At 33.5% G+C, this 12,452-nt stretch carries 11 protein-coding genes; 7 read left to right on the top strand and 4 right to left on the bottom strand.

Annotated features, from left to right (window positions below):
- Positions 1–558 (top strand): hypothetical protein, encoded by a 558-nt coding sequence (locus ACRD69_RS05345; protein WP_430814036.1) that lies wholly within the window; start codon positions 1–3, stop codon positions 556–558.
- A 551-nt stretch (positions 559–1,109) separates the two neighbouring features.
- On the opposite strand, the gene ACRD69_RS05340 is transcribed toward ACRD69_RS05345, so the two are convergent.
- Positions 1,110–2,276 (bottom strand): cation:proton antiporter domain-containing protein, encoded by a 1,167-nt coding sequence (locus tag ACRD69_RS05340; protein WP_430814035.1) that lies wholly within the window; start codon positions 2,274–2,276, stop codon positions 1,110–1,112.
- 609 nt (positions 2,277–2,885) lie between these two features.
- On the opposite strand from ACRD69_RS05340, the gene ACRD69_RS05335 reads away from it, so the two are divergent.
- Complete coding sequence (locus ACRD69_RS05335) at positions 2,886–3,470, top strand: CPBP family glutamic-type intramembrane protease (RefSeq protein WP_430814156.1); 585 nt, start codon at positions 2,886–2,888, stop codon at positions 3,468–3,470.
- On the opposite strand, the gene ACRD69_RS05330 is transcribed toward ACRD69_RS05335, so the two are convergent.
- From ACRD69_RS05330 to ACRD69_RS05320, 3 genes are all read right to left on the bottom strand, one after another.
- On the bottom strand, positions 3,467–4,189 hold the full coding sequence (locus tag ACRD69_RS05330; RefSeq protein WP_430814034.1) for a DUF6320 domain-containing protein: 723 nt from the start codon (positions 4,187–4,189) through the stop codon (positions 3,467–3,469). The genes ACRD69_RS05335 and ACRD69_RS05330 overlap by 4 nt on opposite strands.
- 9 nt (positions 4,190–4,198) lie before the next feature.
- The gene (locus tag ACRD69_RS05325; protein ID WP_430814033.1) at positions 4,199–5,392 is read right to left on the bottom strand and encodes a hypothetical protein; all 1,194 of its coding nucleotides are present in this window, start codon (positions 5,390–5,392) and stop codon (positions 4,199–4,201) included.
- Between the two features lie 678 nt (positions 5,393–6,070).
- Positions 6,071–6,196 carry a hypothetical protein gene (locus tag ACRD69_RS05320; RefSeq protein WP_430814032.1) on the bottom strand — a complete coding sequence of 42 codons (126 nt, stop codon included), beginning with the start codon at positions 6,194–6,196 and terminating at the stop codon, positions 6,071–6,073.
- Between the two features lie 1,241 nt (positions 6,197–7,437).
- Between ACRD69_RS05320 and ACRD69_RS05315 the strand changes: the two genes are divergently transcribed.
- From ACRD69_RS05315 to ACRD69_RS05295, 5 genes are all read left to right on the top strand, one after another.
- Positions 7,438–8,421 carry an MlaD family protein gene (locus ACRD69_RS05315; RefSeq protein ID WP_430814031.1) on the top strand — a complete coding sequence of 328 codons (984 nt, stop codon included), beginning with the start codon at positions 7,438–7,440 and terminating at the stop codon, positions 8,419–8,421.
- Positions 8,422–8,424: 3 nt separating this feature from the next.
- The gene (locus ACRD69_RS05310; protein ID WP_430814030.1) at positions 8,425–9,042 is read left to right on the top strand and encodes an ABC-type transport auxiliary lipoprotein family protein; all 618 of its coding nucleotides are present in this window, start codon (positions 8,425–8,427) and stop codon (positions 9,040–9,042) included.
- 6 nt (positions 9,043–9,048) lie between these two features.
- Positions 9,049–10,164 carry an MlaE family lipid ABC transporter permease subunit gene (locus ACRD69_RS05305; RefSeq protein ID WP_430814029.1) on the top strand — a complete coding sequence of 372 codons (1,116 nt, stop codon included), beginning with the start codon at positions 9,049–9,051 and terminating at the stop codon, positions 10,162–10,164.
- An 8-nt stretch (positions 10,165–10,172) separates the two neighbouring features.
- The gene (locus ACRD69_RS05300) at positions 10,173–10,907 is read left to right on the top strand and encodes an ABC transporter ATP-binding protein (RefSeq protein WP_430814028.1); all 735 of its coding nucleotides are present in this window, start codon (positions 10,173–10,175) and stop codon (positions 10,905–10,907) included.
- A gap of 671 nt (positions 10,908–11,578) precedes the next feature.
- The gene (locus tag ACRD69_RS05295; RefSeq protein ID WP_430814027.1) at positions 11,579–12,406 is read left to right on the top strand and encodes a sensor histidine kinase; all 828 of its coding nucleotides are present in this window, start codon (positions 11,579–11,581) and stop codon (positions 12,404–12,406) included.
- Positions 12,407–12,452: the final 46 nt, after the last annotated feature.

Raw genomic sequence — 12,452 nt, 5'->3', positions numbered from 1 at the left:
ATGACGAAAAATGAAATGACGACAGCCATGTTTGAAGAAATCAAAGAGAAGTTGGCGCAAATGAATGAGAAGCTGGATGATGTCAATTACAATCATGAACTGGCAAAAAGTGAAATTATTTCCACTATGGAGAAGCAAAAAGATAGGTCGATAACAATCGAAAGTGTCGTCAATTATTTTCTGAAATCAATAAGTGGAATCATTAATTCTTCCAAAAGTGATTTATTCGACGAAATTGTCAAGATACTTCCTGCGATAGAAAAGCAAACATCTGTTAGTCAAACGTTACATGCAGAAGTTATGCAGAGCCTTAAGAAGCGAAAGCAATTAATAGTTAAGGTTATAGTTTTTCAGATTCTATCTACTGTGTCAATTTTATTCAATGTTTATTTGCTGAATGATAACCAAAGATTGAAGGATAGTGATATTCAGTTGCAATACCTTAAGGAAACCAATAATGTCAATGAAGATGCTGTCAGTAGACTTGATACTATTTTTAATGTGTATAGGGATGAGGAGGCTATTGCACGTATGAAGCGAGATGTGAAAGGAGAATAGTTTAATTAAACCACCGTTTGCTGAGACGATTTTATCTTCTGTAATCAGGACTGACATTGACAGTCTCAAAAACAGGTTTTAATAATGGGTTTCACGGATTAACCTTAAAAGAGACAGTTATGAAAATCGGTTATGCAGGGCTATCTACTAAAGACCAGAATTTGGAGATGCAAGTGGAAGCACTGGTAAAAATTGGTTGTACAAAAATATTTTAGGAAACAAGAAGTGCAGCAAAAGAACGTCTGGAATTCGAAAAGATGTTAGAACATACCAGCGAAGGTGATGTATTGGTTGTTTAAAAATTAGATAGATTGGAACATTCTCTATAGCATCTTATTGAAATGGTATCTGTTTTATAGAAAAAGAAGTTGAGTTTATTAGTTTGAATGATAGTATTGACACCACCAGTGTATAGGGTTATAGTTTCGAAGAAAGAAGTCTTAAAAATTTCTTTCGTTATAGTCTTGAAGACAAGTGAATTAATTAGATTCTGAAGTCAGAAAACACCAAATTAAAGCGAGAAGGTTCTATAAGAAACTGTGAAATAATATTTATATTAACCTTGATATTTTTTTGGTCAGGCTAATCCAAAACGGACTTATAAGTAATGTGAGAGCGATTATGCTAATAATTAGCTGATAATCATAGTTTTTAATAATTCCTGCATAATAACCGGTAGCACCTAGAATAAAACTAAATTCACCAATTTGTGATAATAAAGCCCCGGCATACATACTAATTTTCCAGCTATTACGAAAAAGACGCATAATCAATACATTTATAACATAGTTTACAATAAAAACCATTAACACTAATGCACTAATTGTAATTGCATTTTCTTGTAAAAATTTTAGATCGATAAGCATACCCACCGAGACGAAAAAAAGAGCAACAAACATTATTTTAAAAGCATGAAGGCTATCATGTACCCATTTAGTCGATTTGGTTGAACCCAATATAATACCGGCAACAAAAGCCCCTAAAGCAGAAGATAAACCAAGCAAAGCGGTCAGTATTGAGAAACCGAAACATAATGCGAAGGCCACAAAAACCTGTATTTCATGGTCTTTTCTTAAATATCCTATAAATGGCAGTTTAATTTTCTTCTTTTTTAAAATATAAATGATAATGCCAACAATAAATATACCTCCAACTATTTGATTTAATACTTCTGAAATACTAGGCCTGTCGCCACCCATGTAGCCTAGGATTATTATCATGGGGACAATTAATAAATCCTGCACCAGCAAAACGCCAAGTACATTCTGCCCTGCTTTTGTCTGCATCTCATTTCTTTCCTGCAAAAGTTTAACAATAACTGCCGTGCTACTCAAACTAATAACAAAACCAAGCATAACAACCTGATTTAGTTCCCAGTTGAAATATTGTCCCAGAAGCCAAACAATCAATATACTAAGAATTATTTGTATGATAGTTCCAAACACAGATATCCTCCAATTCGTAATTAAATTCGGAAGGTGGATTTCCATGCCAATAAAAAATAACAACAGGACAAGGCCCAGTGAACCCAGGTTAGTAATCAGAATTTCATCTGTAACAACTGCAAAACCGTATGGACCAACCATAATTCCAACAACTATGTAAGTTACCATCGATGGCTGTTTAAACAAGCGCAGAACAATGCCTACTGTAATTATAACCATAGAAAGGATTACAAAATTGGAAAGAACGGGATCTATATGAATTGCTCCTATCATTCTTTTTATTCTAAGGTTGTTTTGTATATAACACTAAAAAATATTCAAATATTTCTAGTGTATATTCCATTTTGTACTTAAAGTTACCGGATTAAGCTCGAATAAAACAATAAATGTGTGAATGGTGTAAATTAAACTACCAATTGTATAACAATTTGCAGTATTTTTTGCCATAAATTAAGAATGTAATAAAAAATCAACAAGAGGACATTGAAAAACAGTATTGGACTCCCTGAATATTAGTCAATTAAGTGTATTTAACAATTGTTTTATGTGATTAAAAAGTTATAGGTTTTAAATGAAAGTAGGTTAATAATTCAAAAGATATGATACCCAAGAGTGTTTATTCGCTTTTTAAGCGTAGAAGAGTATTATACATATTTTGATAAATTCTTTAAAAATTTTGCTGAGGTACAATATATTGAAGGAAGTAAGCTCTCTATAATAGAAGAACGACAAGTATTAAATGATGAGGTCTGGGATTTTCAAACAAAGGAAAAAGGGACATGTTAAGGCCGATTTTTATGGAAAAAATGATAAATTACAACAAAGAAAAAACTGTAAGTTAAGTTGGTAAAATGGATACAAAAGAATTTTGAACTTATTGCTGTGTTCTTAACAGCCTTTTTAAAGTATTTGTTGATTGACTGCCTGAGCGTCAGGAGTATATATATTGTCGGCATATCGTTTTTTTGGATTAGCTACATATTGTTTCGTAATAGAACACATAAAGAGTTCGAAATATTAAAATTTCATAATTTCAAACAATCGATAATCATTTTATTACCTTTCTTTCTACTCAATTGTTTGGCTTGTTTGTTTTATGCATATAATAAAAATACTCTCGATATATCTTGGCACATTTTACTGGTTTTTCTTTTGTATCCAGTTTGGGGAGTTATGCAACAATTTATTATGCTTGAGATTATTCTAGTTTTTGTAATAAAATATCTTTCAGGGAATACCAATACTATTATTTTAGTTTTTATTGTATCAACCTTGTTTGGTATCATTCATTATCCAAATGCTTTTCTGATGATTTACGCCTTTTGTCTCGAATTGGTATTGGCTTCAGTCTACCTTAAATGGCGTAACCTTTGGGCAATTGGTATTACGCATGGCTGGATAGCTACCTTTTTACTTTATTACGTATTGGAGCGTAATCTTTGGTTAGAATTACTATCAGGATTTTAAATATGAAAAAATCGCTTTAGCTCTATTCCCTTTTTAAGTTTATAATGTATAAAAAACAATAAGCCTGCAATGGGCATTAATGAAGCACCTGCAATCATACTCCAGTTAAGTATTATTATTGGATGAGAATATAGACAAACAAAAGTTTCAATACAAAGTAAAAGTAAGGCTATGGCCATAAAAACAATAGCTAATATATTGAATCCTATTTGATTTGATATTCGAATTAATACTAAAACAACAAGTGTTAAAACATAAAAGGATGTAACAATAGGAATCGCCAATTTAATACCCCAATTACTTTCGCCATTAAAATAATCTATTATTAAAAACATCAATATTAAAGACATTAAGCTGCTAATTATCATAAGGAAGGGTTTTCTTCGCAAAAAGGTAACAAAACTAATATTCGAAAAAGTAACTATTGAAGCTATTAAATTATACTTAGCCCAATTGATATTGTGGCTTATTATGAAGTTTATAGTAAGTGTGATTATAATACCGGATATCAAAATAATACCGGATATCTTCCGAAATAGCTTTAGTTTTTGAGTTAGGCTTAGGCTTTCAATTTCATTTAAAGTTCTATCTCTAAGTTTATTATGTATCTCTTCTGAATTCTTCACGGTGACTGGTTCTTCGCCGGATCTTAGTCCACATAAAGGGCAGAATATCAAATCGTCATCCAATTCTACTTCACAATTTTTACAATAGTTCATAAACAAATTTTAGTGTTTGGTTATTCTAATATTAATACCTTGCTGAGAGAGAAAGTGAAGATATCCTCGTTCAAATTCATTGGAATCAGTAATGTTACCAAAACTTAAAGTAAGTGTATCCTCATAACCTATTACACCACAGTTGATCTTGAGCTTCTTGTTAGGAGGAGGAGGTGATATTGTGAAATAATCGACTTTTTTGCGAATCGGATCCGGCAATTCTACTTTTCCCAGGTTTGTTAAAACACCGCTATACATGTTGGTTCCTTGAGAATGGTATTTATAATACAGAATAATGCTTTTGAGCCAAATGGGAATTCCCCTCACAATTAAATTTCGTTCACTACTAACATTACGGGAAATGATTTTGCTGATCAGTTTTTCATCAGTTTCTAACTGCATTTTATGATACACAACTTTTAATATCTCATCAAATGTATATTCCCCTAGGCGAAAGTCAATTTCCGGCATAACAAAAAGCGAAAAATTACGCATTGATTTTGTAGGATATATATTTCGAATGTTTACCGGTACCTGTATCCTTGCGATATTACTGGATAAGTAGATTCTATTTCTCTTATATTGATGATAGATATCTTGCAGTGTCAATAAATAAACGGCAACCAGGTAATCTGTAATGCTTACACCTTTTTCCTTTGCTTTTTGTTTTATTTGCTCAATAGATAATATGGCAAATAAAAGATCAAATCGTGGTTTTTTCTTTAAAAGAAAAGGTAAATGAAATGCTTTTGCTTGCTTAATTACATGAGGTATATTCTCTTTAAAATATCTGTTATAGGCATCTTCAAATTCCTCTTTATCGGCTTGCATTGTATAAAATCTATCTATCCGGTTCGCTTCAAGTATACCTTTATCCTGAAAATAATATATTAGTATAGTTTTTAAAAAGGTTAATAAACCGTAGCCGTCCGTAAGTATGTGAGAAAATTCAGCGCTAATCTTATTTTTATAAACTAGTATTCTCACAAGTAAATTATTTTCGGTCTTTCGGTTAAAAGCTTTACAAGCAACTGCATTATCATGTTGAATACTTATCTGATCATTAACTTGTTCGAGGTAGTACCAGAAAAAACCACCATGTAAACTCACTTTAAAATATGGAAATCTTCTTTCAGCGCGCTTCACTGCTTTAAAAAGACTACTAATTCTGACCCTCTCCTTTAAATTGGCTGTAAGTCGCATTACAGTTGTGTTTTCCTTGCTCCTAATGGCCGGAAATATTTTAGCAGCATTGTCTAAGGGAGTCCAAAAGGTACTTTCGTTATTCGTTATGGAAGATACTGTTTTCAGAGCTTTAACTGTTAATTAAGATTAGCACATTGTCAATTAATTACAGTAATTTAAGCAAAATGTGTGACAATGGTTTATGAAGCAGTAATTATTACATAGTGTTATTAAAGTTTGTATTTACCGTCAAAATGCAATAGAGCATTTCTCCAATATTATTGAGAATATAGAAAAAGTTCGGCCAAACCCACGTTCTCTAAAGAATCTTATTGATATGATATCTGGTATACGAAAAAAAGGAGTAGAGTTTATTAGTTTGAATGATAGTAATGACACCACCAGCGTACAGGGTTATGGTTTCGAAGAAAGAAGCCATAATAATATCTTTCGTTATAATTTTGATGGCAATTGAATTAATAAGATTTTGAAGTCAAAAAAAATCAAATTAAAGCGATAATGTTCTTTAAGAAACTGAGAAATAATACTTATAGTAACTTTGATATTTTTCTGATCAGGCTAATCCAAAACGGACTTAAAAGTAATGTGAGAGTGATAGTGCTAATAATTAGCCGATAATCATCGTTTTTAACAATTTCTGCATAATAACTGGTAGCACCTAAAAAAGAACTAAATTCACCAATATGTGATAATAAAGCCCACAATGCCCAGTGAACCCAGGTTAGTGATCAGAATTTCATCTGTAACAACTTCAAAACCGTATGGACCAACCATAATTCCAACAACTATGTAAGTTACCATCGATAGCTGTTTAAACAAGCGTAGAACAATGCCTACTGTAATTATAACCATAGAAAGGATTACAAAATTGGAAAGAACGGGATCTTGATAAATTGCTCCTATCATTCTTTTTATTCCAAGGTTGTTTTGCGTAGAACTCTAAAAATATTCAAACATTTCTAATGTACCTTCCATTTAGTACTTAAAGTTACCGGATTAAGCTGAATAAAACAATAAATGTGTGAATAGTGTAAATTAAACTACAAATGGTATAACAAGTTGCATTATTTCTTGCTGAAAATTAAGAATGTAATAAAAAAACAACAAGAGGATATTGAAAAAATCGTGTTGGCTTCCCTGAAGATTGGTCAATTAAGTGCATTTAACAATGGTTTTTTGTAATTAAAAAGTTATAGGCTTGTTCTCTCCGTATATTATATAGACTGATGATATTTACAACCGAGAGGAATTAAATAAGCTATAACCAATATTTCAAGATATTGAGAGATGAAACGTTAAGCTTTGTTTTGGCATCCAATTAGTTTTAAGGAGAATATTAAAAAATTCTACTTTAAAAAATAGTGATATTTCCAAAGAGAACATTCAAAATCAATTAAAGTTATTCGTCCAGAGTTCAAGCTTTCAAAAGGCATTATCAACATTAGAATGAGAGAGCTTAGTAATCAAAAAAGGGCATAGCTGGAGTTGGCAAGAATACGAAATCCATAATTTAATAACTTATAAATATTTCGCTTCCTATATGATTGATTTTGGCGCGTTTATACCGAACTCTTTTGTATCAAATCATGGCCGATAATAAATTTGACGAAGCATGTATTAAAAAGTGGGTGACTTTTATTGGCTTATTGACCTTGTTTGAAACATGTCCTACTTGTAATTTCTGAACAGTCCCTGCTCATGGGGGATAACACTCGTCCTTCCATATCCTTTGGGCAGTAGAAAAAACAACTGGTATCGATAATAATATGTGTATTAGAATAATGCTATGATCATATGAAATGCAGATAATGCAAGCTTAATTGTTCAATAGTTAGTGCACTTGTGCAGGTTAAATTACAAGTTCAAGTGTTTCAGGAAGATTATAAAAATAAAAAAGGCAATCAATAAAGGGTACCGGTGAACAAAAGAGCATTGCAGCAATAATTGAATGGATGTATCATGTTTACTTAGCAAGGTTAATTATGAGCACACAATACTACATATTATTGCAATCAACTTAGTAATTAAGTAAATTGAAAGATATGAAAAACCGTGCTCAAAAAATAAGACTGGGACTATTTTTACTAGTCAGTTTAGCTGTGCTTATTTTCAGTTTGATCTTTTTCACGGCTCGTGAATATTTTAAAAAAGAAGATACCTATTACGTGTCATTTGAAGATTTATCAGTGAGTGGTTTAGATGCAGGTAGTCCGGTAAAATACATGGGTATCCTTGTAGGGAGTATTAAAAATATCAGCATCGATCCTGATAATGTAAATATAGTGATTGTTGAATTAGCACTTAATCCCGAAACACCAGTTAAAGAGGATGCAAGTGCGAATATCACATCCATTGGGATCACCGGGTTAAAGGCCATCGAAATCAGTGGGGGCACTAATGAGTCGAAAGCATTAAAACCGGGTTCTTTTATCAAGGCAGGATCCTCTTTTTCCTACCAGATTTCAGGTAAAGCTGAAGTGATCGCTAAAAAAGTTGAAATGGTTCTGAACAACCTTTTACTCTTTACAGAACCTGACAACTTGAATAAAATAACAATAATGGCTGACAATGCCAGTATGGTACTTATCAATATGGATAGTTTGATAATTGAAAACAGATCGGATATCCGAAAAGCAATTATTCCTTTAAAAGATATCAGCTATCGCCTTGATGAAACCAGCCGTTTGTTGCTGTCAACCATCGAAACAGTTCATTCCAAAGCCCAAAGTGAAACCATCGACCAAATATTTGCAAACATCAGGGATGTTTCGATGAAATTAAACGAAGCAGATTTCAAAACTCTAGTTGCTGATATAGGTGCAATAGCCAATCAAATAGAACTGTTATTAAGCAAAATGGATAACGACCTTGATCGGGGAAGCCAGGATTTCTCCGAAAGCCTTCAACTCTTAAGGTTGACGCTTGAGAACCTGAATCAGGCAGCAATCAAAATTAATAATGATCCTTCCATACTGATTCGAGGCACCAGCCAGAAGAATACACCTGATAATCAATTGAAAGAATAGAAAATGAGAAGACTCATCCACTTCATAACAACGATAACGCTTATCTTATTTTGCGCTTGTATTAGTCAGAATAAAATGGTAACCAAATATTATTTGATTGAAAAACCGCCTTCGATTCAGTACGCTAAGGATACAGATACCACCTGCCTGAATGGATTCTGCGAAATCAGTCCTGTGCAGATATACCCCGCCTATGGAACTCAAAAAATAGTAAACAGGAGTAATCGATACGAAATAGTCTATTACAACTATCACCAATGGGCTCAGTTACCAGGTGAATCCTTTACTTTACTACTGGAAGATTACTTTACTCAGGCTCCTGTTTTTAAAGGCGTTTCAACACGATATTGGCGATTAAGCCCGGTTTATAAGTTAAGAACGATCATATACAAACTTGAAATTGTTGAACAGGAGAACCATTTATTGGCACATATTTCTTTGGAATTTATACTGTCAGCTAACACTGAAGATAAAACATTGATAACGCACCGCGCAGACAAGTTGCAAAAACTCGAAAAAAAGGATTTAAATGAATATGCCAAATCCATTGGCGTGCTGTTTTATCAGGAATTAAATGCCTTCACGGAAAAAATAATGAAATATGCTTTGGATAATAAATAAGCAGTTTTGAAAAATAAGAATCACATACCAGCCTATTCGTTGAATATGGAGGATACAACCTTGCATCTAGGCGGTTCATTACTGATTGGAAATGCCAATGTTTTTATGGAGGAGGTCCTGATGTGCCTGAAAAAGTACAACCATGAACAGATTGTCATTGAAATTGATCATCTGGAACACATTGATAGCATTGGTGTGACTACATTAAACTATGTAAAATCTAAATTGGGCGAAAGAAAAATTAAGGTACAGATAGAGGGCGGTAGAAAGGAAATCAAACTAAAACTCCAAACCTTTTCCTTAAACGAATCGATTCAAATTCAAAAAAATAAGAAAGTCCCTTTTGGGGAGAATGTGGGATACCAAATGTATCGCTTTTTACACGATGACCTAAAAGAGTTTATTATTCTGATGACTAATGTAATGTATTGGTCAATTACCGACCTGGTTAAGCCGAAAATGCAGCGCCAGGGTGAGTTTTATAACCAGGCTGTTCTCATTGGAGTAAATGCCTTGTGGATAGTATTAGCCATGTCTTTCATTATTGGATTGGTATTGGCCATTCAATCTGCTACTCAATTGCGTAATTTGGGAGCTAACATTTACATTGTAGACTTGATAGTTATTGCCATGATGAGTGAAATGGGGCCACTATTGCCAGCCATATTAGTAGCCGGTCGAAGCGGTTCAGCCATTGCCGCTGAGATAGCGACGATGAAGGTGACCTCCGAAATTGATGCGCTTAAAACCATGGGGATAAATCCCGTTCGTTTTGTGGTGATTCCTAAAATATACGGAACTATTGTTACATTGCCATTTCTCACTATTTTGGCAGATATACTTGGAATATTTGGAGGGATGATTGTGGCCTATTTTTATCTTGACATAAGTTTCCAGGTATTTATCAATCGGATGACGGAATCGCTATATAATAGAGATATTCTGATTGGCCTCGTTAAAAGCCTTGTATTTGCTTGTATAATTGTCCTAACAGGTAGTTTTTTTGGTCTTCGTGTTAAACAGGGAGCCGAAGGTGTAGGAAAGGTTACTACCCAGGCGGTGGTTGTTTCTATTTCATTGGTCTTTATTGCTGATAGTGCCATGGGATTACTGTTTTATTAAAAATTACATTGAGAGAAGTTATTAAAATAAAAAGCCTTTCTGCCTCATTGGGCGGCCGCAATATCCTATCGGACATTAGTTTTAATGTGTATGAGAAAGAGATAACAGTCATCCTTGGAAGAAGTGGAGCCGGTAAATCAGTGCTTTTAAAACACCTGCTGGGGCTCATGGATATTCAGAAAGGATCGGTTGTCATTTTTGATAAGGATATAGCTGAGATGCAGGAAGAGGAACAGAATAGGCTGTACTTACAAATGGGGGTTTTTTATCAGAATGGTGGATTGCTAAATACCTTAACAGTAGGCGAAAACATTGCTTTGCCTCTTGAACAGAACAGTAACCTGAGCCATGAACTCATCGATCAAATTGTTTGGTCAAAACTCAAACTGGTGAATTTATTAAACGCCTACTATTTATACCCCTCCCAGCTAAGTGGAGGCATGCTCAAAAGAGCAGCCTTAGCAAGGGCAATAGTAATGGATCCGTTACTGCTATTTTGTGATGAACCGGGTGCCGGCCTTGATCCCATTTCTCTGGTTTCATTGGATGAATTAATACTGAACTTAAGAGAGCAATTAGGAATGTCAATCGTTGTAGTAACACATGAAGTATCAAGTATATTTAGAATAGCTGACCGCATCGTATTTATTGATAGTGGCCAGGTTGTATTCCAGGGAACTTTAGAGGAGGCCTTACATACCCAAAACGAACAAGTTAAGAGCTATTTTGAAACAGCTAAGTAAGCATCTTTAAAGTATTACCAATGATAATTTCGCGCTGCTAAATCTCCATTCAATTCTATCTCACTTTCAACTATCTATGTTTTTTTGAAATACATATTTTATAACATCAGTTTTGAGCAAATAGAACACCGCCTAAAAGCACTAATCATTTACATGATGGTTTCTCTAATAAACACTTCACTTTGATCAAGAGGTGCTTCTCACGCATCACTTTGCAATCGCTGTGCCAGGTCTTTTCAGCATTGCGACATTTTTTTTACAGGTCTGTCTATAAGATAAATTTAAGCTGCACAGCCAAAGTCAGAAATATTGCGATCATTCCGTCTGAAAGAAAATTGTATAGGTGCAAATTTCGTAGAGTCAGTAAAAAAAGGTATTACATTTTTACTATTTAATTTTACAAGATTCACACATTTTCGAGAGTGTCACGTCTCTTGTTTTTAAGTTTTTAAGGTGAGGAAGTGTTATATTGAGAAATGCACCAGTTTAAAAAATAAGGAGCCTGTATAATATGCTATTTTGTAAGTATTCCATTATATTTTTACTAACTTGTTGGTAGAGTCAGATGCTTTTTAAACGTTTTTGTTGCACTACTTTCAAGCTCTCGTGTAGCCTTCGGTTTTAGTAAGGTATTTATCACGAATAACGAAACAGAGATTAAACTAAATTTGATGAAAAATCTTTCCACAGATGATTATATTCAAAAATTAGAACAGCAAAATGCTGAACTAAAACTAATTGTAAATGATCAACAGCGGGAAATTGAAAGAATTGTTAATGACAGAATAAATGATCTTGAGGAGGTAATAAAAGCCCGTGATAAATTTTATCGGATAATTGCGCACGAGTTAAGAAACCCTTTTAATGGAATTTTGGGGTTGGTAGAGTTGCTTATTAATGATTTTCGGAGTTATACATTGGAGGAAATCGAAAGCTTCCTGAAAATGTTATACCGGTCGTCTAAAATAACATACGAATTACTTATTAGCTTATCAGAATGGTTGAATGTTCAAAACGATAAGATGCCATTTAAACCGTCACGTATCAACATTTCACCCATTCTAGCCGAAGCCATCAATTCAGCGCAATTAAATGCTCATAAAAAAAACATAACCATTCATAACTTTATCAACAAGGATATTGTTGCCTATATAGATAGGCATATGATTGCTACAGTTTTCAGAAATTTGATTAATAATGCCATCAAGTTCTCTGAAAACAATGGTACTATTGAAGTTACTGCTCATGTAAAGAATGATTTTATTGAAATAGTTGTGAAAGATAATGGAATAGGTCTGCATGAAGATGCTTTGCGAAAGATTTTTAAGCAGGAAGCTATTAACTCAACCTATGGTACCGCACAAGAGCCGGGAACAGGTTTAGGTTTACTACTTTGTAAAGAATTTATTGAGATTGAAGGGGGTAAAATTTGGGTGGAAAGCATTTTAGGACAGGGTAGTGAATTCAAATTTACTTTACCTTGTCATAAGCAATGCTAACTGGTCATTTTATAACATAGCCTTTATCTAATTTCCGACACGCAAC

It is taken from the genome of Carboxylicivirga agarovorans (assembly GCF_050589845.1).
Classification (GTDB): domain Bacteria; phylum Bacteroidota; class Bacteroidia; order Bacteroidales; family Marinilabiliaceae; genus Carboxylicivirga; species Carboxylicivirga agarovorans.
This window is presented reverse-complemented; position numbering and strand designations above follow the sequence as displayed.

Bases quoted from the DNA above. Each gene is read 5' to 3' on its own strand.
- ACRD69_RS05345 (WP_430814036.1), top strand. From the start codon at position 1: ATGACGAAAAATGAAATGACGACAGCCATGTTTGAAGAAATCAAAGAG.
- ACRD69_RS05340 (WP_430814035.1), bottom strand. From the start codon at position 2,276: ATGATAGGAGCAATTCATATAGATCCCGTTCTTTCCAATTTTGTAATC.
- ACRD69_RS05330 (WP_430814034.1), bottom strand. From the start codon at position 4,189: ATGAACTATTGTAAAAATTGTGAAGTAGAATTGGATGACGATTTGATA.
- ACRD69_RS05325 (WP_430814033.1), bottom strand. From the start codon at position 5,392: ATGCGACTTACAGCCAATTTAAAGGAGAGGGTCAGAATTAGTAGTCTT.
- ACRD69_RS05320 (WP_430814032.1), bottom strand. From the start codon at position 6,196: ATGGTAACTTACATAGTTGTTGGAATTATGGTTGGTCCATACGGTTTT.
- ACRD69_RS05315 (WP_430814031.1), top strand. From the start codon at position 7,438: ATGAAAAACCGTGCTCAAAAAATAAGACTGGGACTATTTTTACTAGTC.
- ACRD69_RS05310 (WP_430814030.1), top strand. From the start codon at position 8,425: ATGAGAAGACTCATCCACTTCATAACAACGATAACGCTTATCTTATTT.
- ACRD69_RS05295 (WP_430814027.1), top strand. From the start codon at position 11,579: ATGAAAAATCTTTCCACAGATGATTATATTCAAAAATTAGAACAGCAA.